Annotated in this window: 18 protein-coding genes and 1 riboswitch; of the genes, 5 read left to right on the top strand and 13 right to left on the bottom strand. The window is 30.3% G+C overall.

Going from position 1 to position 23,544, the window contains the following annotated elements; all coding sequences use genetic code 11:
* Positions 1-20 precede the first annotated feature (20 nt).
* The 5 genes from CLOCEL_RS01725 to CLOCEL_RS01705 all read right to left on the bottom strand — a co-directional run bounded on the left by CLOCEL_RS01725 (position 21) and on the right by CLOCEL_RS01705 (position 5,878).
* Positions 21-1,541, bottom strand: coding sequence for a DUF445 domain-containing protein (locus CLOCEL_RS01725; protein WP_010075133.1), 1,521 nt, complete (start codon positions 1,539-1,541; stop codon positions 21-23).
* A gap of 70 nt (positions 1,542-1,611) precedes the next feature.
* A complete protein-coding gene (locus CLOCEL_RS01720; protein ID WP_010075134.1) occupies positions 1,612-1,908 on the bottom strand; it encodes a DUF1292 domain-containing protein in 297 nt (98 codons plus the stop codon).
* 33 nt (positions 1,909-1,941) lie between these two features.
* On the bottom strand, positions 1,942-2,748 hold the full coding sequence (locus tag CLOCEL_RS01715; RefSeq protein WP_010075135.1) for a DUF3298 and DUF4163 domain-containing protein: 807 nt from the start codon (positions 2,746-2,748) through the stop codon (positions 1,942-1,944).
* A gap of 364 nt (positions 2,749-3,112) precedes the next feature.
* The gene (locus CLOCEL_RS01710) at positions 3,113-4,141 is read right to left on the bottom strand and encodes a TRAP transporter substrate-binding protein (protein WP_010075136.1); all 1,029 of its coding nucleotides are present in this window, start codon (positions 4,139-4,141) and stop codon (positions 3,113-3,115) included.
* Between the two features lie 30 nt (positions 4,142-4,171).
* Entirely contained in the window at positions 4,172-5,878 is a 1,707-nt protein-coding gene (locus CLOCEL_RS01705) for a methyl-accepting chemotaxis protein (protein WP_010075137.1), read from the bottom strand.
* 280 nt (positions 5,879-6,158) lie between these two features.
* On the opposite strand from CLOCEL_RS01705, the gene CLOCEL_RS01700 reads away from it, so the two are divergent.
* Positions 6,159-6,392, top strand: a complete 234-nt coding sequence (locus CLOCEL_RS01700) for a DUF3892 domain-containing protein (protein WP_010075138.1) — start codon at positions 6,159-6,161, stop codon at positions 6,390-6,392.
* Positions 6,393-6,586: 194 nt separating this feature from the next.
* Positions 6,587-6,645: riboswitch (Fluoride riboswitch) on the top strand.
* Between the two features lie 52 nt (positions 6,646-6,697).
* Positions 6,698-8,005: a voltage-gated chloride channel family protein gene (locus CLOCEL_RS01695; protein WP_010075139.1), complete on the top strand. Its 1,308-nt coding sequence runs from the start codon at positions 6,698-6,700 to the stop codon at positions 8,003-8,005.
* A 22-nt stretch (positions 8,006-8,027) separates the two neighbouring features.
* Here CLOCEL_RS01695 and CLOCEL_RS01690 read toward each other — a convergent pair whose 3' ends face one another.
* The 6 genes from CLOCEL_RS01690 to CLOCEL_RS01665 all read right to left on the bottom strand — a co-directional run bounded on the left by CLOCEL_RS01690 (position 8,028) and on the right by CLOCEL_RS01665 (position 16,417).
* Positions 8,028-9,164 carry a M48 family metalloprotease gene (locus CLOCEL_RS01690; RefSeq protein ID WP_010075140.1) on the bottom strand — a complete coding sequence of 379 codons (1,137 nt, stop codon included), beginning with the start codon at positions 9,162-9,164 and terminating at the stop codon, positions 8,028-8,030.
* A gap of 79 nt (positions 9,165-9,243) precedes the next feature.
* The gene (locus tag CLOCEL_RS01685; protein WP_010075141.1) at positions 9,244-9,480 is read right to left on the bottom strand and encodes a Blp family class II bacteriocin; all 237 of its coding nucleotides are present in this window, start codon (positions 9,478-9,480) and stop codon (positions 9,244-9,246) included.
* Between the two features lie 487 nt (positions 9,481-9,967).
* Positions 9,968-11,494 carry a peptidoglycan-binding domain-containing protein gene (locus tag CLOCEL_RS23620; protein ID WP_010075142.1) on the bottom strand — a complete coding sequence of 509 codons (1,527 nt, stop codon included), beginning with the start codon at positions 11,492-11,494 and terminating at the stop codon, positions 9,968-9,970.
* Positions 11,495-11,910: 416 nt separating this feature from the next.
* Entirely contained in the window at positions 11,911-13,701 is a 1,791-nt protein-coding gene (locus CLOCEL_RS01675) for a Kelch repeat-containing protein (protein ID WP_010075143.1), read from the bottom strand.
* Positions 13,702-13,949: 248 nt separating this feature from the next.
* Positions 13,950-15,266 carry a Kelch repeat-containing protein gene (locus tag CLOCEL_RS01670; protein WP_010075144.1) on the bottom strand — a complete coding sequence of 439 codons (1,317 nt, stop codon included), beginning with the start codon at positions 15,264-15,266 and terminating at the stop codon, positions 13,950-13,952.
* 98 nt (positions 15,267-15,364) lie between these two features.
* A complete protein-coding gene (locus CLOCEL_RS01665; RefSeq protein WP_010075145.1) occupies positions 15,365-16,417 on the bottom strand; it encodes a substrate-binding domain-containing protein in 1,053 nt (350 codons plus the stop codon).
* A gap of 201 nt (positions 16,418-16,618) precedes the next feature.
* Here CLOCEL_RS01665 and CLOCEL_RS01660 point away from each other — a divergent pair, with 201 nt between their 5' ends.
* Complete coding sequence (locus CLOCEL_RS01660) at positions 16,619-17,494, top strand: aldose 1-epimerase family protein (RefSeq protein WP_010075146.1); 876 nt, start codon at positions 16,619-16,621, stop codon at positions 17,492-17,494.
* A gap of 110 nt (positions 17,495-17,604) precedes the next feature.
* Positions 17,605-18,147 carry a YcxB family protein gene (locus tag CLOCEL_RS01655; RefSeq protein ID WP_010075147.1) on the top strand — a complete coding sequence of 181 codons (543 nt, stop codon included), beginning with the start codon at positions 17,605-17,607 and terminating at the stop codon, positions 18,145-18,147.
* A 207-nt stretch (positions 18,148-18,354) separates the two neighbouring features.
* Here CLOCEL_RS01655 and CLOCEL_RS01650 read toward each other — a convergent pair whose 3' ends face one another.
* Together CLOCEL_RS01650 and CLOCEL_RS01645 are read right to left on the bottom strand one after the other, a co-directional pair.
* Positions 18,355-19,425, bottom strand: coding sequence for an ABC transporter permease (locus CLOCEL_RS01650; RefSeq protein WP_010075148.1), 1,071 nt, complete (start codon positions 19,423-19,425; stop codon positions 18,355-18,357).
* Positions 19,422-20,168, bottom strand: a complete 747-nt coding sequence (locus tag CLOCEL_RS01645; RefSeq protein ID WP_010075149.1) for an ABC transporter ATP-binding protein — start codon at positions 20,166-20,168, stop codon at positions 19,422-19,424. Before CLOCEL_RS01645 ends, CLOCEL_RS01650 begins: the two co-directional genes overlap by 4 nt.
* A gap of 458 nt (positions 20,169-20,626) precedes the next feature.
* Here CLOCEL_RS01645 and CLOCEL_RS01640 point away from each other — a divergent pair, with 458 nt between their 5' ends.
* Positions 20,627-23,536 (top strand): hypothetical protein, encoded by a 2,910-nt coding sequence (locus CLOCEL_RS01640; protein WP_010075150.1) that lies wholly within the window; start codon positions 20,627-20,629, stop codon positions 23,534-23,536.
* The last annotated feature ends 8 nt before the right edge of the window (positions 23,537-23,544 follow it).

Genomic DNA, 23,544 nt, shown 5'->3' with positions numbered 1-23,544 from the left:
TCCTTACTCTATATTTCTTATTACATAAAAGAATTAATAACTGGTGATAATAATCCCATAATTGCGCCTAAAAGTGCACCAAGCCAAGTAATTGCATTGAGTTCTTTTTGTGCTATATCAATTATAATTTTTTCTGCATAATCTACATCGAAAGAATTAATATTATCCTCAACTATCTTGGCCAAGTCAACAGTTTCTAAGGCTGTTTCCCCTTTCTCTTTAACAAGGGTTATCAAAAATTCTGTTCCATAAAGAACCATTGAATCTCTTACTTCTTTACTGCTATTATTAATAACAGCTCCAAGTTTGATTTCTTCTGCATTTTTTATCAATTCATTTATAATTTCTCTAACTTTTTCTTCTGTTTCAACACTTTCAATAACAGTGCTTATCATATTGGTAATAACACTATTTATAATAGAAATAAATTCTTCATTTTGCTCCCCAAACAACTCTTTTATCGTATTCTTTTTAACAATTATCTCTTCTAAATTATCAACAAGTATTTGAACATTTTGTGAACATAATAACATGTTTTCTATCTTTTTTATTACCGTCTCTTTAGTATTTTCTGATAGATTTTTATCTATTTGATAAGCAATTTTTGCTGGTGACATTTCAATTCCTTTATCCAAAAATTTGCATATAAACTGAGCTACTTTTATCTGACTTTCATCTTTTTCTAATTCTTCATTTATAAATATATAAACTTTTTCTGATATGTTATCAGGCTTAACAAACATAGCGACCATTGGATTTAATTGTGTAGCTATTACCTTGTTTACTAAATTTTTTATTTCTTCCTTAGTACTTTCTTCATTAAGGGCTTTCTTTAATTCTTTAGCTATTGGTTTACTATTGTTAATAATTAAATTCTTAAATCCATCAACAATACCTTCCTTCATTACTTCTTTTAAAGGACGATCCTCTGTAACTATAGGATTAAGTATACTTTGAAGTAATTTTCCAGTTATTCCTGATGTTTGATTATTATCTTTTGTCTCAGATAAAGCCAAAACAATTTTTTCTTTTAATTTAATATATATTGAGTTTTCAATTATAATCCTTGGATTTCTTTCTAAGATATCTGAAATTTTTCCTACTATATATATAGTTATTTTTTCTTTAGTTTTTTTGGTCCTTATGTATGCTAAAATTTTATTAAATATCATACTTTGGCAAGCCACTTTTAATGAAGAATATTCATCTTTAACAAACTCTTGAAGTTTTTCCTTTATAGTTTTCTCACTACTTGCTGCAAGGTTTATTTCTTTTTTTAACCAATTATCTATTTCCTTTGCCATAGAATCACTCGTAAAGCGATCAACTAATTGTTCCTTTGTCAACAAATGTGTTCCTACAGCTTCTCCAACACTTTTAGCTATTCTTTCTCTTTCCTTTGGAATAAGTCCTGGTGTAAAAGGAACCTTAATTCCTAGAAACCTCTTTTCCTCATGAGGTCTAAACAGCATTTTTATTGCAAGCCAATTAGTTATATAACCAATTATAGATCCTACAAGCGCTCCGATTAAATACTCCATTTTTTCATACTCCCATTAAGAATATGCCGCATGCAATAACACATGAGGCATATTATGTATATATTGTTTTTTATCTTTCATTACCGGCTAAATCATCTATCTCTGTTATTGTTTCTTCATCTTCTTCTATTAACTTTTCCTCATCACCAGCATCATCAACATCTATAAATTTTTCTTCATATTTTTTCATAACTTCATCAAATTCTTTATCATCATTTACAGGCACTAAATCTTTGACTCCTTTTACTTCTTTAATTCTCATTACAAAAGCTTCATCTTCTTTGCCTTTTTCTGCTATTATAGCATAGCTTCTATTTCTTATTTCTATTTTTTCTATTAATTCATATTCTATCTGATTTTCTTCCATAATTCTTCTCCTTTAGCTTCTTTATTCCTAACATTAATTATAAATATAAAGGTAGTTTCTGTCTATGGGCTTAGCCAAGTTAAAATACAAGTCATAATCTGCATAACTAAACATAAATTCTGGTATTCCTGCTACATAAGGAGCAATCTCATATAATGAAAAATATATAACAAGTCCCTTATCATTTAAATAAAACTCTTGATTGTTCTTTATACCTTTGAATCCCAGATTTTCTTCCTTGAAATAAAGTTCTGGAGTTTTACTTATATCTTCTTTTATTCTTGTATTTATTAGAGCTTTATAATCAACACCCTTCTTAAATATATCCTTCAAGTTAAGTTTCTTACTATTAATTAAATCTAAATTTACACTTTCAACATAAGTTATTCCATGAGCTCCACCACTATATTGATAATATGTTATATTGTAGCTTAGAATATAGTCATTACATAAGTTTACTTGTACATCTGTCTGTAGATAATACTTGTTAAAAGGGATTTTGTTGCTTTTTGAATAATTACTTGCCTTCATCGCTTCCATCGAGAGATTTCTATCAAGGGAACGTATCTTTTCTTTAAAATAATCATTAATACTCTTCTCAAGTTTTTTATCCTTAATACCTATGAGCACTGGGATAGTTAGCTTTGATTCATAATATTCATTGCTGTTATTCGATTTATCTAAGTTTATATACTTGCAACTTCCTTGTGATTTTATACTTCCTATATTATTCTTGCCAAAAACCATAATAGATCTTTCTATACCAATGAAAGTATTTATATTTGTTAAGTTCAATAGGATTAACATCATTGCTATTCTTTTTATACTATTTTTCATCATATAAAGTACTCCTCTCAAATTTTCAGCCTTGGTTTAGTATTATCAATTAGAAATTTTATATGTATACCTAGCTTAAAACATTATAGATAATTTTTTCATATACATTTTTTCTCCTACAAATAAAACTATTACCCCAAAACTTCTTTCAAATAGTATACTTATCATCTAAAAAGTAGCTTATTGTAATGATCTTTCTCCAGTTGTTACTGTCCTTACTGATAGTTTCTTGGCACCATGGTTTTGTATTTCTAATTCCGGCATTAGCTTTCTCTTTCTTAAATGCTTGATTTAAGTTACTCCTAAAAATGTTGGACAGAGACAAGAAAAAGAGGCTAAACATACCTCTTGTTTAGCCTTCTTTAAACTATTTTGTCGCTTCAATTTGTTTGATTAAATCTGTGAAGTCTGCTCCAAACTTATCATAAACAGGTTTTACAGCCGTTTTAAACTCTTCCTTTGCTGCTTGGTCAAGTTTAGTTATTTTGACTCCTGCATCTTCCATCTTCTTATACATAGTGTCTTCATTAGCTTTCCATTCTTTTCTTTGAAAATCTGACGATTCTATTGCTGCTTGCTTTATTATTTCCTGATCTTCTTTTGAAAGTCCTTCTAATACCGTTTTACTTGCTACTAATATATCTGGTACTCTTGAATGCTCATCAAAGGTATAATACTTGGCAACATTATATTGAGAAGAGGAAACATAGGTAGCTACGTTATTTTCTGCACCATCAATTTGTCCTACTGCTAGAGCTTGAATAACAGCCGCTGGATCCATCGCTGTAGGGGTAGCTCCTAATGACGTAACTAGTGATTTCATAAGGTCACTTTCTTGAACCCTTATTCTTAATCCACTTAAATCTGCCACTGATTTAATTTCTTTTTTATTATTATAAAAGCTTCTTGCTCCAGAATCATAGTAAGTCAATCCAACTAATCCTACCTTTTCAATATCGTTAAAAGCCCGCTGTCCGATATCACTAGATAATACAGCCCACAAATGGTCTTCATCTCTATATAGATATGGTAAAGATAACACAGTCATAATTTTTGAGTAATTAGATAGCGGCGTAGCACTTACTCTTGTAAAATCAATAGCACCCATTCGCGTCTGTGCTATAGTATCTTTTTCTGACCCTAGTTCAGAATTAGTAACAACCTGTATATTTATTCTTCCATCTGTTTTTTCTTTTACTAGTCTAGCAAATTCATAATCACCCTTAGTTGTAGGGTATTCAGGTGCTTGAGATTCAGCTAGAAATAAAGTTTTTACACTTGTATTTTTATTTTCAATCATATCTATATATGTGTTGCCTTCGGTCTTATTACTACATCCCGAAAAACTTAATATACCAATCATCAGCATCGATATCGATATTACTTTTTTTAACATTTTCGTATCTCCTTCTGTATAAAATAATCTTTATAGTTTAAAGTCTTTTATAGTACCATCTAACCCTTCAGCTAAGTTACTTAATTCTGATGCAAGATCAATAAGTGACATCATACTTTCTGCTTGCTGATTAATTGCTTCAGATATTTCTGAACTTGACCTATAATTAGAATTTGAGATGTCATTTACTTCATTCATCCTATTTGAGATGTCATTTATCATTGCAATAAAATCTTTAATTTGAATTGATATTTCATGAACATCACGTTCTACACTGTTGTTAACTTCAGATATATTCTTGAAGTTTTTCATTGTGTTTTCAGCAATATCATTACCTATAGATATTTGTGTAATACTTTCATTCATTTTATCATTTATATTATCAGCTTCGAACTTAAAGTTTTCAACTATCTTACCAATTTTTTCCGCAGAATCATTGGACTCTTCTGCTAATTTTCTTATTTCTTCTGCAACAACGCCAAAACCTCTACCACTTTCTCCAGCTCTTGCTGCCTCTATAGCCGCATTTAGTGCAAGCAGATTAGTTTGACTAGCTATAGACGTGATAGTATTTACTATAGAATTCATTTCCTTGGCTCTTGAATTCAGATTATCTGTTATACGTGAAGTATCATTAGCAGAATTCTTTATTATTTCAAGCTGGCTTAAGAATTCGCTTATATTTTTATTACCTTCATCAGCAATGGCAACTGAATTATTAGCACTCTCTAAGATTTTTATAGAACTCTGATTGATATCTTGTGAAACTTGGAACATCTTGTTAAGATTTTCAACAGTATCCATAACCTTTTCGTTTTGCATATTTACACTTGAAACTATTTCAATGGAAGTAGCACTAATTTCTTCAGTAACAGCACCATTTTGACTTGAAGTGTTATTTAACTCCAAAGATGTCGAGCTAATATTGGTGGTAGCATCATTAATTTTATGGATAATACTTTTAAAATTATCAACCATGTTATTAAAAGCACCTGCTAGGTCATATAATTCATCTTTAGTTTTTACATTAACCTTATCTATCATTAAGTTATTTTTAGAAATTTCAGTGGCTTTATTCTTCAACTCTTCTATCGGTTTTATAAAACTGTAGGATAATAATGCTACACTACTAATTGCAATACCTAAGATAAAGATAAATAAAATAGAACCTACTATAGATGCTTTTCTGTACTCCGTAGCTATCTGTTCTTTTAATATTTCACTATTTTTAGCAGCTTGTAAAACATACTTTTGGGAATATCCCTTTACATAAGTTACAATGTCTCCAACATTTTGAGAATTCTTAATTGCCTCGTCTTTTTTATTTGCATTAATACTTGCCTCAGTTAAATCTATACTCTTACTTACAGAATCCATCAGTTTATATATCTGATACATCGAAATCTTTGAGTTATCATTTCCCTGTGACTGAAGTATAGCTTTTGATTCCGCTTTTATTTCTTCTATAGTCTCTCTATATTTTGCTTCTGATAGCTTCTTGCTTCCAAATTGTACATCAAGAAGTTCTTTATTTACACTAGTAATTTGATCTCCAATTTTGTTAGCTGTATTAATATCCTCTAATACATTTTCATACTTGTTCTTTGTTTGCATAGAATTGTAAACTAATAACATTACCTCTGCAGACATCAATAAAATTATTATAGAGAATATTCCCATTAACTTCTGTTTTATACTTATTCTGAATGTCTTTTTTTCTTTAATACCGTTCGACATAATTTCTTCCTCCTGTTGTTTATTCGACTTTTTTCACATTCTTTATATCTATCGATATCAACACATATATCTTTAGCTACATTACTATAAATTTATACTTTCCCTCAAATACCTTATTATGGTTTCAAAAACAGCTCAGCCTTTTCTTTAAAATGTAATGAAAGTTACGATTTTCTTTTCCTATCTAATATCTACAATTTGTGAATAAACTGCTGTTCACCATAAGAATAATAATTCCCTCATTACAAATACTATATAAAAATAAATGTGAGGTGTTAATATGAGTGATAAGTCTAAGATTATAAAAGTAAAAAAGAATACCCAAGGAGACATAATATACGTAATGCTTGAAAACGGAAATGTATATCCAATAAATGAGATAATAACCATGGCAAAAGAACATTTAATTGAAGGAGTCAATGTTGCAAAATCAAGAAATGGTAGAGAATACTTAAGAAGCAACCCAAATGATGAGGAAGACGACAATCTAGATAATAAGCCAACTTTTCAATAAACCAGATGATGCTTAGATAGTAAACGAAATTTTTAATAAATATGATGCATTCTAGATAGTGAGCTAAACTTTTGGTAAGTATGATGCATCCTAGATAATAAGTTAGCTTTTGATAAATAAAGTTATATCTTATAAATAATCGAAGTCTTTATTAAACATTGAATAAAATTGTGATATATGATAGTATTTAGTTAAAATTTATAGGTGATGGAGTTCACCTTAATCGCTTGATGCTAATGACTCCTACAGGTAATGGTCAAGGATACCTGTAGGAGTTTTTTATGAATATTTCTTAGGAGGTTTTTATGTCAGAGATAAAAGAAAAGTTTTTCTTGTCCGTAGAGAAAGTACATCATGTAGCGCTATTGGCTAACTTAATAAAATGGACTGCTATAGCAAGTATCGTAGGAATAGTTGTCGGTTCATTATCAGCACTATTCCTAGAAAGTTTAAATCTTGTGACCAATACACGACTTAATCATCCTTGGTTACTATTTCTTCTTCCACTAGCAGGCGCCTTTGTTAGCTTTTTATATTCTAAATATGGAAAAACGTCATCACAAGGTAACAATTTGATCCTAGATCAGATTCATGGAGGAGATAACGGAATACCTTTAAGAATGGCACCTTTGGTTTTCATCGGTACAATAATCACTCATTTATTTGGTGGTTCTGCTGGAAGAGAAGGAACTGCTGTACAGATAGGTGGAAGTATAGCAGAATACATAGGTAAAATTCTTAAGCTTGATAAAACTGATAGAAGAATAATATTGATGTGTGGAATCAGCAGTGGCTTTGGGTCAGTATTTGGAACTCCATTAGCAGGTACTATCTTTGGAATGGAAGTAATTGCAATTGGAACTATGGAATATAGTGCTTTAATTCCTTGTTTTATTGCAAGTTTTGTTGGAAACTTAGTTACAACTGTTTTAGGAGCAAAACACTCTCACTACGCTCTAAGTGGTATTCCAGAATTGTCAACAATGGTATTATTAAAAGTAATTATAGCCTCTTTACTATTTGGCTTAGTAAGCATACTTTTTAGTGAAGGTATTCATAGCTGTAAAAAAATATTTTCTAAACTATTTAAAAACCCAATGATAAAGAGTATCATCGGTGGCGTAATCATAATATTATTAACTTTACTTATAGGAACAAGAGAATATTTAGGCCTTGGACTTCCATATATATCAGCCTCTTTTAATGAAGGTGTGCCCAAGCTTGCTTTTTTAGGAAAGATAATTTTCACATCTATCACTTTAGGAACAGGCTTTCAAGGTGGTGAAGTTACCCCTTTCTTCTTTGTTGGCTCCACCTTTGGAAATGCATTAGGAGGAATTTTAGATCTATCTCCTATCTTCTTAGCTGGACTGGGACTAGTTGCTGTATTTTGTGGTGCAACTAATACTCCAATTGCTTCCTTCTTTTTAGGATTAGAATTATTTCATGGTGAGGCAGTTATATACTTATTTATTGCTTGTATAATTAGTTACTTATTTTCTGGTTATCATGGAATTTACACTTCTCAAAAGATCGGTAATGCAAAAACTAAACTGCTGAGGCTTCCTAACAATACTACTATTGGTTCTATAAAAGAATATCGAAAGAGGTAGATAATTATTTTATCTACCTCCTTTATTTTAAGCTAAGTTTTCTTAATCTTTCTATTCTATTATTAAATGATGGATGGGTTTGAATTCGTTCCTCTTTTTCATCGACTTTTAATAAAGAATTGTTCAATTTCGCAAGTTTTGTAAAAGCAGATATTAAAATTTCAGCTTCTATTCCACTTTTAAGAGCATACTCATCGGCTTTATATTCTTGGTATCTAGAAAAAAACATATAGATAATACTAAAATATATACTTAAACAACCTACAAAGAAAGTAATTCCTATAGGTATCGGAATTTTTATAGAAAAATATAACTCTACACTATCCATCATGTATCCTATAAATGTGAAAATTGGATAAGCTAAAATTAGTAAAGTAACCTTAATCCATAAATGATATTTCTTTATATGCCCTATCTCATGAGCTAATATAGCTTTAAGCTCGTCAACTTCCATATTTTCTATAAGATAATCTGATATAAAAATTTTTTTAATGATTAGACCACCTACTAAGGCATTAGCCATTTTACCCTTAACTGCGGGCCATTGATATACCTTTACTTTTTTAATATTATGTTGTTCTAAAAATTCTAATACTATATCATTTAAATTTGGAAACTTTATCGCTTCTGCCCTTAAAGAAAAATAAAAGACATAAGGATAAATTAAATTTATACCTATAATTATAAATACAGATATAAATATGTTTACAAACTGATTTATCAAAACTTTATTAATAAATTCAACTTTGACCAAAACTATAACAAAGCTTGGTAACAACAAAACTATCGCAGCTCTAAAGGTATCCTTAACTTCTTCCTTTATAGTAGTTTCAATCCCTCTTACCTTTACATATATAGGATGATAAATTATACTACTATATACTAAGATGATAATTATAAATATAAATGGTGACAACATCATAATGAATCTAGTAAATTCATTCTTACTAAAAAAATTAGAAAAGAAAAAAGCAAATAAAAAAATAGATATTATTATAATTAAATTTTGAAAATTTTGTTGCTTCTTAATTTTTGCTAGTGTTTCTTCTACTAAATCAGTCTCTCTAAAAAACCTCTCTACATTCTTACTAATTAATATTGGTGTAATCATATTAATGGCTATAACGATAACAAGACCTAAAATATTTATAATTCTCATTATAATCAATCCTTCTTTATGTTTGCAAATAATTAACAGAGGTCTTTTGGACCTCTGCTAATTAAAGATAATATGTAGTTTACCACCAACCGCAAACAAGATATGCTGCAGCACCACCAACAGCGCCTAATATACCGCCGCCAACTCCGCCACCTACAGTTCCTACTACTGGAAGAGTAACTGTTCCACCAGCTGATCCTGCAATAGCACCACCAACAGCACCACTAACAGTTGATTGAGCAAGGCTCTTCCAACTCCAGTCACCACCATCGATTAAAACTAACTCATCCATTGTGCAAGTTTCAAAATTTGTCATAATTTTTCACCCCCTATATTTATTCTTCAGAAATATATATTAATTTTCTAAAGGCTTGATTAGACTAATACTTGAAGTTACGTTATTTTTTTTTCTTGTCATAAATAATGAAAACAGTAGCTACTATAAAACCTACAAAAAACGGTATAAATATACTCATTTTAACCATATCCTCTTTTAAAATTTTTATATTTCTAATTATAGATACCCTGAGCCATAAATTGAAATATTGTTTCAGATTTACCGCTTTAAGATTTAGTAATATCAACAAAAATATTTATGAATAACCAAAGTTTTCATTTTGGGTATCTATACGTAAGTTCCATCATCGAAATTTCAATATATTATATGAAAATTCTTTATCACAACTTATACATAAATATAATTTTATATATTTATTTTACTTTATTTATAATATTTTGTATATATTTTAAATGATAAATTAACGTTAATAATGTGTAAAATTTTACAAAACCAGTGTTTTATACTATCTAAAAGCGGCGTCGCTTAGACCATATTTAACGTCAACATTAACGTAGCTTCCATGAACAGTTCCTGAACCATTTACAATAGTCATTTTTCTTGAATATACATCATTTCTGTAAATCGCCTTACTACAATCAGCAACAGCAGTAGCTATTATCACTAACTTTTCCTTTTCCGTTGTACTTGCTGTAACTTTACTTTTTATAATTGAATCTGCTGTTGATGAAACACTTCCATTTTGTGTTGCTATATCAAAAGCTAATGCAAAAGCTCTTTCTGACTTTAGGTTATACTTTTGACATATAGCTAAGGCCCTATCTGCAACAGGTTTCACTGCATCCATTTGAATTTGCTGGAATTGTACTGTTCCACATAAAGCTTTTATTTGACTGTTCCACGGTTCAACGATCTTGTTACTAGAGTTATTTATACTTTTTGCCCAAGCTAATTGTTCCGATTGAGATTTACTTAACATATTGTGAAAGCTATCATAGTTGCTCCCAAAAATTTGTCTTGTTAACGCATTGTTTTCTGTATCCATCCTTCTTAATAATGGCTGAAGAGAGCCTTGTCCAATATTCCATTGTAAAGCTCCTACAGATATTCCTTGTCCATCAAAATTACCAGTAACATTTACAAAACCACTACCTTCAAAAGATGAAGTAATAGCAAGGGCTTTCTTTAATGCTATCTGTTGAGAAGAGCTTGTGTTGTTATTACTAGTTCCTACATTTTTAAGTGCTTCTGTTATAGCATTTTTAGTTGCTGCACCGACTATTCCATCTGCGGTTAAGCCTTTTGCTGTTTGGAAAGCCACTACAGCATCATATGTATTTTGTCCAAAAACTCCATCAGCACCATTTGTATCATAACCTAATCTAGTTAAGTTCACTTGAAGTTGAATTACTTCATCTCCACTACTTCCTATCTTTAATGCCAAAGAAGGATTATTTAATGCTGATATTGCAGTATCTATTGCATTCTTAGTATTAAGTCCAACTATTCCATCAGCAGTTAATCCTCTTGAATTTTGGAAAGCTACTACTGCATTATAGGTATTTTGTCCAAAAACTCCATCTGTTCCTTTTGTATCAAAACCCAATTTAGTTAAATTAACTTGAAGTTCTTTTACTGCCTCTCCACTGCTTCCCAACTTTAATGCTGAAGCTGCAGTTAATGCATCACTTATAGCTGCCTTTGTTTCAGTTCCAACTATCCCATCTTGCGTTAACCCTTTTGCTGCTTGGAATTTTATTACTGCAGACTTTGTTAAATCTCCAAAATCTCCATCTACTGTTGAAGTAAAATACCCTAACTTTTTCAAAGCGTTCTGTAAATCCATTACTTCTTGCCCAGTACTTCCTTTTTGTAAAGTTCCAGATATACTTAAAGAATCTGAAGTACTTGCAGCTGCAACTAAATTCGCTGTAGCAGTTGCTGTTTTTGTTTCATTTGCTGTTTTAGTTGCACTTGTATTACTAGTACCGCTTAACAATGCGCTAATTGAATTGATTAAATTAATTGCCATATTTTCTCCCCCATTTTTATAGTATTCCTACTCTACCATTTAATTTATTGAACCCTACAATAAGTAATATAGCTAAAGTTTTTAAGAAAATTATTTTTGTATGATCTTACATAGCTATGTTATAGCTGTAAAGCAGAGCTTTTTATTATATTTTCTCCATGATACCACATTTTGGTTTAATTGTATTTATAATCATGTTATATTTCCATTAATAATTTGTTGCATAATAATCCATATTTCCCTTTTTTCTAAAGTTAACTAATTTATACTTTCCTCAATATAGCTATATAAATATTAAATGAATTCTAATATAAAAATGTAACTTATATATATGACTGCCTAAATTTTAAGCTACTACCCAAATTTTAAGGCTATCTTAGGATAGAGATTATCTTACCTAAAATAGCCCTTATTAATTAGTTCACTTCGTATTCTTCTATATTGAAATATTCTATTTTATCATATGGTATGTATTCTTTATACCCGTTATTTGGATTTACAAATATATAATAGGATTTACCCATACCATTAGCTCTTCCATCATACCAATTTAAAAATATATTTAATGCTTCCATAGATAAGTCATAGGTTTTAATATTGTTATTTGTCATAGTTATAATAAGATTTGCCCTTGATTTAGCATTTACTGTAACTACACAAGTTGCTGTTTTACTATCAGCTGTTGTAGCTGTTATCGTTGCTGTACCTTTCTGCATTCCTATAACATTACCATTTGAATCTACTGTAGCTACATCTGTATTCGCTGATGACCAAGTGACAGATGGTGAGTTAGTTATTGCTAGTAGTGGTTCAACTTGTCCTATTGTTATAGAAATAGCTGTCTTGTTTAACTTTAATATTGTATCTATCTTTGGTTCACCAGTTACTGTAACAACGCAAGTTACTGAATAATTACTTCCATCTGTAGCTTTTGCTGTGATACTAGCTGTTCCTGCTTTAATAGCTGTAACTTTTCCATTATCATCAACAGTTGCTACTGATGGATCACTAGAAGTCCAATTGACTTGTATTTCTGCTGGAATCTTTGTCACTTGAAGAGTATCAGTTTCTCCAACCCTTAAAGCACTAGTCCCTTTATTAATCTGGATGTCGTAGATTTGATATGCTTCTACTGCTGATAAGGCAGGTCCATTGCATCCACCTATTGCATATATTCTGTCGTTTAAAACAACTGAAGTATGATATGCTCTGGTACTTAACATATTAGGTAAGCTTGACCACTTATTTGTTATTGGATCATATACTTCTACAGATGATATGTAAACAGCATTTCCGCCACCAGTGGCATATATTTTCCCATTATATGTAAATAAATCAAAGTACCATCTGCTATCTTTCATATTAGGTAGCAATGTCCAAGTATTCTTTTCTGGATCATACACCTCTGCTGAAGCAAGACAGTTAGCATTTTTACCTCCTATTGAGTATATCTTTCCGTCCAACACAACTGATTCATGATAATGTCTAGTATTATTCATACTAGGTAACAATGAAACAATACCTGTCACTGGATCATATACTTCTACAGATGATAAATAGTTACCATCAAATCCACCAATTGCATATATTTTTCCATTAAGTTCAACTGATGTATGCGCATATCTAGCTGCCTTCATAACAGCTGATGTTGTCCAAGTATTTGTTGCTGGATCATATACTTCTATAGATGATAAAACAGCGCTACCGTTATGTCCTCCTACTACATATATCTTCCCATTGCACACAACTGCGCTAGTATAATACCTAGCTTCCTTCATGTTAGGTAGTGACGTCCAAGTATTTGTTTCTGGATCATATACTTCTGCTGACGCTAAACCCTTGCTTCCGTTATGCCCTCCGATAGCATATATCTTTCCATCTAACTCAACAGAAGTATAATAATGCCTCGGCTCCTTCATACTTGCCATCACTGTCCAAGTATTTGTTGCTGGATTATAGGATTCTACAGAAGCTATAGATACGCTCCCGTTATGTCCTGCCATGACATATATCTTACCATTTATTACATATGAATTTTGCCAATGCCTAGTCCCACTCATACTTGCTACTGGCACCCACTGATTTGACGGTGTTGCAAAAGTTGCTGCTTTTACTGAGATAAGATTTGCAGAACCTATGATAAACATCAATGTACAAATTACTGCAATTATCCCCGTTTTAATTTTTAGTTCTTTTTTTAATCCCACTTAGATCCCTCCAATTACAAAATATTGTTTTTATTTTATTTCAATATAATTATGTAAAATTTTATCACAAGTTGCAAGAAAAACTATTCGTCAAATATCCTCTATTGAAAACTTATTAGTTTCTTTAGATAAAAATGATCCAAAGGAACTTGTACAATTTCTTATATATGTTCCGATTAAAAATCTACACTGCTTTTATATGCGTGGTATAAATCAAATGTAGAAATATTATTGAAACTTATATTCTACTATTCTTGCATAGTGAAATACTCGATTTCCTCATGTAATATTGAATCATTATTAATCGTAAAAATTTTACTAACAGTCTTATCTTTGTTTGAAACAGCCTCATACCAATTTAAGAATTCTTCAAATTTTTCTTTTGTTATGTCATAGGCTTTTATATTGTCATTATCCATGGTTATAGTTAGTTTAATCTCTGATTTAGAGTTTTTATAGGCTTCAACTATTGTTACTCCCTTATTGTTGTTTATTCCGCCAATTGAATATATTTCACCTCTTAACACAAAGGAAAAATGACCATATCTACCAGCTATCATGTTAGCCTTTGTCGTCCATGTATTTGTTGCTGGGTTATATACCTCAATTAAAGATAAATATTCTGTTTCGTTATAACCACCTATAACATAGATTTCACCATTCATTTCAACTGAAGTATGTTGCCTTCTAGGATTATTCATCTTCGATAACATTGTCCATGCATTAGTTGCTGGATCGTATACTTCTGCTGATGATAGAGGTTCATTAGAAGTTTTACTTCCACCTCTCCCGCCTATTACATATATTTTGCCATCTACTACAGTAGATGTATGCCAAATCCTAGCATCCTTCATACTAGCAACAGTGCTCCAGAAATTGCTTTCTGGATCATATACCTCTACATTAGAAAGTTTTGCACCTGATTTCTGGCCACCAATTACATAGATCTTATTATTCAATACTATTGAAGTAGATAATGTTCCTACATTTTTCACGTTTGCTGCCATTGTCCAACTATTTGTTGCTGGATCATATACTTCCACTGAAGATAACTTTCCATATTCACTTTGCCCACCAATTACATAAATTTTTCCATTCAATACAACAGAAGAATGGTAGCATCTAGAACTTTTCATACTGCTAATGATTGTCCAACTATCTTTTACAGGATCATATACTTCTGCAGAAGAAAGGTATCCTGTCTTTCCCCATCCACCAATTACATATATTTTTTCGCCTAATACAACTGCAGTTGAATGGCTTCTAGCTAAATTCATATTTGATAAGCTTGCCCAAACGTTTTTCACAGGGTCATATACTTCTACTGTAGCTAACTTCTCCCCTTGACTTTGGCCTCCCAGTACATATATTTTTCCGTCTAACATAACCGTGGTAGCATCTTGTCTAGGGTTTTTCATACTGTCTACCATAGTAGATTCCTGTAAGGCTGAAGTTAATTCATTAGCCTTTGCAGTAAGAATATTTGTACTTCCCAAAATAAGTACAAACATACCTATTGCTAATATAAGCCCTGTTTTAATTTTAGATTTCAACCTGTTTTTCATTAATATCCCTCCATTTGATAAATAATACATTTATTCACCTTTGATTATGTAATAAATTTGTTATAAATACAACTACATCCACTAGTAAATAATATATTTTAAAGTTTTGGATTATATATGTAGTCTTCATAAGGGATTATAATTACATTACCTCCAGTAGCTTTGAGATTTGTACCATAAGTAATACTCCTACCAGAAATTAAATTCAGACCTATATCATAAATTGCCTTTACATGAGTAGGAACATCTTCAACAACAGTCCCTGTCATAGCTCCTTGGCTAATTAGTTCTTTTGCTATAGATAGTCCACCAACTCCTACAACAGGGATGTATTTTGATTTATCACCTTTGTTATAGCCATATTTTTGGAGTGCTTCAATAGCTCCCATAGCCATCTCATCATTGTTACAAATTATTGCTTCAATTTTACTACTAAGTGTTAAAAATGCTGATTCGATAGCAAGCCTTGCACATTCCTTATCCCAATTGCAAGTAGTTGCGAAAAGTTGTTTAACTTGTATGTTTTCTTCAGTAAGTGTTTGAATAGAATATTTAGTTCTTTCAATTGTTGATAAATGATCTTTGGCACCTTGTAAAATTGCATACTCCAGTATATTATTTTTATTCTTATCAATAATATCTTTATTTTCCTTCCATACATTAGCTAGTATTTTACCTTGTTTAACTCCCGACTCTTGAAGGTCTCTAGCTATAATTGCAACTCTAGGCAGATTTTCAAAGGACTTCGTCAACGAAGAAGATGTAGGCAAGAAAAGAATAACTGGAATATTTAAAGTTACTACTTTGCTAACAGTACCTTTAATTTCATCCGCATTGGCAGAAACCGGATTAACTACAAAAAGGTCATAACCCTTATCAAGTGATTCTTGTATATTTTGATTCTGGATGCCTTGATCCCATTTTGAGTCAATAAAGATAAAATCAACTTTACTAGAACTTTCTTTCTCAATTTCTTCTAATTTTTCCTTTACATCGGCGAGCAATAAATTATTTATATCTCTTACAAAAACAGCTACTTTAAATGGCTTTTCATTAGTAATAGCATCTTTCGCATTTGTAGTATGGTTAGCATTATTCAATAGTAAAATAGTTATAGTAGCTAGTAATATCGATTTTTTTAAAAATTTCATTTTAGTCTCCTATGCATGTGTATTGAATTAAAAATCCATTATTATGTTGGCTTTAGAGTTTAGATTTATACTATAATATTTTCCTTCTTAGACCACTAGGGATAAGCCCCTTATGAAGTCGTTGACTAACAGTTTATAATATCTTACAATTAAGCTGAATAGAAAGTTCTTCCATTGCCATTAAGAAAGAGAGGATTAATTATGTCAAAACATACTTTAAAAAATTCAGATATCATCATAGCTATCAATGATCTTGGCGCTGAACTATGCAGCATAAAAGATGCTTCAACAGATACAGAATACCTATGGAATGCTGATGCAACTCATTGGAAACGCCATTCACCAATTCTATTTCCTATCGTAGGTGGCTTAGTTAATAATGAGTTTACTTACAAAGGTAAGACTTATCCTATGTCACAACATGGTTTTGCTAGAGATTCTGTCTTTGAATTAATCTCTAAAACTGAAACAGAGCTTTCTCATAGGTTAATTTCAAGCGAAGAAAGCTTAAAAGTATATCCTTTTGACTTCATCTTAGATATTAGCTACAAACTAGAAGGCAGAAAAATAACAGTTTCTTGGAAGGTTACAAACCCAAGTGATACAACTTTATATTTCTCAATTGGTGCTCATCCAGCATTTATGTGCCCAGTAAATTCACAAGGAGTTCAGTCAGATTACTATATAGGTTTTGATTCTAATAAAAATATTACATACTCTTTATTAGGTACTGGCGGTTGCTTAAATCCAACTACTTATGAACTTCCTCTTGAGAATGGTATTGTAAAAATAACTGAAGACCTTTTTACAAAGGATGCTCTTATCATAGAAAATAGCCAAAGTTCTAGAGTTTCTCTTCTTAATCCAGAGAAGAAACCTTATGTAACAGTTACTTTTGATGCTCCACTATTTGGATTATGGTCTCCTGCATCAGGGAAAGCACCTTTTGTTTGCATTGAACCTTGGTATGGAAGATGCGATCAAGAAGGTTTTACAGGTGAATTTTCTGAAAAACAATGGATGAATTCTTTAGAAAAAGATCAAATCTTTGAAGCTTCTTATACAATAGAACTTTAGTTTAATTTTATGGATTTATGCGTTAGATTTTTTTCGTCAATATATACACTTTTCAACATTTAAATGATATAATTATTTCATGTAAATTTTTACAATCAGGGGAGATACTTATGAAAATTGATTTCACACTAACAGAAGAAGATTACTTAGACATTACCATGATGCATATGAAGGGTTCTAAAAAATTTAAAAGTTCTTTCATAGCTCAAAGATTTGTTATACCATTCCTTGTATGCTTAGTTGTATTCGACGTGGCAAAGCACTTTGGTTTTATTCCTGCAATAATAGCCTGCGTGGCACTTTATATTGGTTGGGTTCTTTTATTTCCAAAATACTATAAAAATTCTGCTTTGAAAAAAATCAGAAAGATTAGTGCAAAATCTGGAGAAGGCGGACCATTTGGAAATTGCTCAATTGATATAACTAGCGAAGGTGTTGTAAGTAGCAATAAGGAAGGTTCACTTAGAACTAACTGGAAAAGAGTAAATAAGGTTCAAGAAACAGAAAAATTTCTACTTATATATGTAGATAATACTAATTGCTGTGTACTACCTTTAAGAGCCTTTAAGGATCAAGACGAACGTAAGATCTTTATGAATATATTAAAGAAGCATTGCGAAGTTGAACAAAAGGATTTTGTTACTAAAGGTTAATAATTTACAATCAAGCACTAATGTATATTCCCATTAGAAATATACATTAATTTTATCAGCAGTATATGAACTTAATGTAGGAAGATTATTGCACCTTATATAACTAACAAAATATTAATAATCTCTTTATATACAGCTAACAATAAATAGGGTATAGAGTAATACAGCCTTTGTATCACTCTATACCCTATTATTGCATGTCCCATTTTATAAACTTCTGTACTTCTTTAAAGCAAGAGAGTTTAAAATTATAAACAATACTGCATAACCTGTTAAAACAATTATATCAACAACTACAACACTTAAACCTTCACCTCTCAATACTACAGAACTAAGAGCCCTCGCTCCATAGGTTAATGGGAAAATCTTTGATAACATTAGAACCCAAATTGGTGCTTCTCTTAAAGAAAATAAACCACTAAACAAAATCTGCGGTACGATTATCAAAGGAATAAATTGAAACAGTTGAAATTCATTTTTAGCAAAAGCTGAAAGTAATGTTCCTAAGGCTAATGAGCCTGCTGCTAACAATATATTTATCAATAGAACTATAAAAGGATTTCCCTTTATCTCTATCTTTAGTCCATAAACCATAAATACTTGTATAACTATAGTTTGCAAGGTTACAAATAAGCCAAAACCAAAGAAATATCCTAGAACAATTTCCATACGTTTTATCGGTGTCGCTAATAATCTATCCAAGGTTCCACTTATTCTTTCTCTTAGGAAAGATACTCCAGCTAAGAGAAAAACAAAGAAGAAAATAAAAAATCCCATCATCATTGGAGCTATTCCATCAAAGGAAGTCATATCCTCTGAACCGTTTAGAAAATTCAGTTCCTTCTCTAGTGGTTTAACCCCAAGCTGTTTAAGTTGTGGCTTAGATTCTAAATTATCCTTTGTAAACTGGCTAATAGCAGTACTAACTGATTTAGTAACTGCTGCAGTAACATAAGTCTGGGACCCTTCAAGATTGATTATTATTTTATTATCCTTAAACTCTATAACTCCGTCTATCTCTCTACTTTTTAACTGTTCTAACGTATCAGACTTCTCCTCTGACAACTGTATATTTGCTTCTTTTTCAAAGGCCTCAATTAATTGCTTAGGCATATTATCACTATTAAGTAACACTAAATTTGCCTTGTCTATGGTTGAGTTTAAAATTATATTAAGCAAAAATAGTACAAAAACTGGTGCAATGAATAAAAGACCTAAAGATCTTTTATCTCCAACCAACTGTTTTACAACTCTTTTTGCTATAGTTAATGTCCTCACGCCTCTGCTTCCTCCTTTACCCCACTGTAGCATAAGAAGGCTTCTTCTATATTCCTAGCACCAGTTGCCTTGATAATTTCTTCTGGACTTCCTTCAGCTATGATTTCCCCTTCTCTTATTAACGCCAATCTATCACATTTATAAGCTTCATCCATTACATGAGTAGTGACAATTATAGTTCCTCCAGCAGCTCTTATTTTCTCAAACTCATTCCAGAAACTTTTTCTAAGGACTGGATCAATTCCTACTGTAGGCTCATCTAGAATTAAAATTTGTGGTTTGTGCATCAAGGCTATAGCTAGAGATAACCTTCTTTTCATTCCACCAGAAAAATATCTTACTGCCTTTTTAGCATACTCTGAAAGACCTACTAAAGCTAAAACCTCTTCTGCTCTAATCTTTGCTTCTTTTCTTTTAACACCATATAATTCTGCAAAGAAAATAAGATTTCCCATGGCATTAAGATCTTCATATAAAGCATCGCTTTGTGCCATATACCCTATTTTTGTAGCTATTTCTAGAGATGGCATCCTTACTCCAAGTACTTCTATATTCCCACCACTTGCTTTATTCATACCAATTATAGCTTTAACCAAGGTTGTCTTTCCTGAACCAGATGGTCCCAAGAAGCCAACTATTTCGCCTTTTCTGATATTTAGATCTATATCCTTTAAAATAACATTATCTCCAAGCTTAACTTCAACCTTTGATATGGTAATAACCTCTGTTTCAGTCTCTAACATAGTACATATCCATCCTCTCGATTTTATGGTTATGAAAATTTGTTATAAAATAATTTATAGATGTTCCGATTAAGAACCTATATTTTCTTAGCAACTGTATGTAGATTTAATATAGGAACATTATTGGCAACTCTACATTTCTTATGTTCAAGGTTATACGTATTGATAATTAGTATACTCGCACGTACAAACTCTGCTCATCTATTGTTAAAGTTTTTACATAAACTATTATATACAGTATTGGATTTATTTATTTGTTATTTTTCCATTACTTTTATATCTTATCCAATTGGCTTTATAACAATCTTATTTTGAGAGAAAAATTCGTATGAGTACATTAATAATTTTAATCATTCCTATTATTACTAAATTTCTATTTATTGTATTTATTCCTTCATTATTATAGAAAAAATGTTATAATATTTTAAGATAATCTGTTATAAAAAGGAGAAAAATCCATGAGAGAAGATGACGATAAGAGTATTTTTATAGGTGCAAGACCGCTTAGTAAGGAAGAAGTCAAATCTATCGTTCCTACCTATGATGCACTCTGCGACAGAATAGAAGACATACGAAGAGAAGCAAAAAACGTTGACAAAAAATATATAACTACAAATAAGAAATATAATAATACCCTTGCCTTATTTGGAAATAGAGGTACTGGAAAAACCTCTACTATGTATACTCTTATAGAAAAATTAAAAAAAGATAAAGAGAATATTATCCTAGATATCCTTGAACCTGATAATATTGGACCAGAAGGTAAAATAATTGGCTGTATTCTTGGATTATTTAAGCAAGAACTTGATAACTTAAAAAGAGAGATTGAAGAAAATCCATGTATCTTACCTTTTGAAATAAAAAATCAATTTTTTAGCGACTGTCGTTTTAAAGAAAGTAATCCTCTTCAAAAAATATATAATGACCTAATAGAAGCTTACTGTTATACAGAAAAAGATTATAGGACATTACTAACAAATTCATATACAGATATGAATTCTTATGTAAAAAAGACTTCTTATATATTTAATGCTGATATGGAGTTCTCTAAGAAATTTGCTCAGTTTATAAATGAATTTGTAAAAGTAAAAAAATCACTAATTAATGGATGTTTAAATGAAAAAAATGAAAAAGAACCTCTAATATTTATTTTTATAGATGATGTGGATTTAAATACATCTAAATGCCATGAAATTATTGAAGCTATATTAAAATATGCTGCTCATCCAAATATAGTTTGCTTTGTTTCTGGGGATTACGACACATTCACAGAGGCTTTTACTGTTTCTTTACTTAAGAAAGAAAATTTATCAGTAGCTAATATAAACCTTACTGAACATATAATAGAAAAAAGACCTATTCTTCAAAGTAAGCAAGTTCTGGCTTATGAATATATGAAAAAGGTTTTTCCTAATGCTTACAGACATTATGTGAATTATTGGGACTTAGCACTTAAGCCTACTTATAAATTTAGTAATAAAAATAAGATAGAAGAAAAACAAAAAACTCTATATGGATTATTAAAATCATTACTCGAAATTAGTAGTAAACTATATAATCCTAATTCAGATGTTTGTAAAATTGAGAATATTTTTGGGTTTGAAAAAGAAAGTGATGAAGAAAATCCTGAATACTTTTATCCAGCATATAATATGTTTGATATTACTTCGAGAGGTCTTGTGAATGTATACCTTATCCTAGATAGGCTACATAGAACTGACTATGTTAAAATTTCATCATATAATAATGAAGAACCAACAAGTTTATTCTTTGTAGATGTCAAAAACTTAATTGATGTAATTATAGATTCTTCTAATTTGTTATCACCTCATAAAAATGATATTCTTCAGAATTATATTTTGTGGAGTTCAACTGAAGAACAAAGTAAAATTGACTTTTATCAACTAAATCTATTAATTCAGCCAATGGCTGATAACTCTTCAATGTTATATAATAAACGAACAAAATATTCGCTTTTTTATCTTTGCTATTTTATAACTTTACTTTTACCTAATATTCAACATATAAAAGAAGAAAGAAAAAATTCATTGAAATTTTCTTTGTATATACTTATTAATGATCAAGACCTAAGTGAAGTATATCCTTATAATCCAAATATTTCACAAGTATGTCCAGCTGTTCTATATATTCCAAATATTTCATATAAGCATTTCATATTTGCTTTACTGAGTGAAAATAACTTGGGTGTAAGTCAAAATATATATAAGTTTTTCTTTGATTCAGAATTTCTTCTTTCTACATTTAGCAATATAAACATTTATAATAATGAGTTTGGGCTTAATTCTTCATATATAAAATTTTATGAATTTTTAAAAGTTAGAAAGAAAAAAAAGAATATTAATCTAAATTCTATCAAGGATTTCATTCTGTCCAAAACATATGAAACAGATGATACTACATATGTAAGCATAATATTTTATTCTATTTTTGATAATTTCATAAGCAACTCATTTGGTAATTCCTACAACACACTTCACACAGGAATTTATAATTTCTTTAGAATTATGAAATTAGCTTTCAAAAATGCATGTACTGAAAATAGTAAACCTATTTTAATTTCTTCAGAAAATTTAACTTTCTATTTAGGAGAATTGCTGAAAAACTACAAAGATAATTTGCATATTAATTCACCTTCAGATTTATCTACAACTTCAAATTTATTGTACAATATTCATAATAAACACTTAGAAAATGAAAATACTTACTTAAACATAGACACTACTATCCAAAGCTCAATTTATAGCAGCTTTTCTCGTCACTTTATCAACCAAATTTTAACAAGATATAATAACTATAGCAACTTAATGATTGACATAAGTTCTTCAACAGAAAAGTTACAAACCTTGTTTGCTGTGGATACTAGTGATTCCACTATTAAAATTCATATAGAAAACCTAAAAACAAAATTATTTTCTAGGTTCAATTCATTTACTGAAATGGGAACCTCATCACATGAGGATAATGAAATGCCTATTAAAATTATAAACTTAGATTTATACTTTAATGTTGTTGATGATTTAAAAAAACTACTTTATGCGCATAAAATTCAAAGTATTGATATAAAAGATATACTAAATAACTTGATAACTTCCTTAGAAAATGATTTTAAAATAGAATTTACATCATCACCCTTGAAAGAAGAGAAATTCTTTACTGATGATGAAAAATGGGCTATTAGAGCCTATAGCTTATTTATCCAACAATCCAGGCCAGAAATACTTGACTTAACTAAACTTCAAGAAGCTAAAATATATATAAAACAACTAATAGAATCCAATAGAGAAAAACAAAATAAATCTGAAAATGCAATCTACGAAAGATTAAAAATCGATTCTGATGAAGAATAATTAAGAGG

This window comes from Clostridium cellulovorans 743B (assembly GCF_000145275.1).
GTDB classification, from domain to species: domain Bacteria; phylum Bacillota; class Clostridia; order Clostridiales; family Clostridiaceae; genus Clostridium_K; species Clostridium_K cellulovorans.
This window is presented reverse-complemented; position numbering and strand designations above follow the sequence as displayed.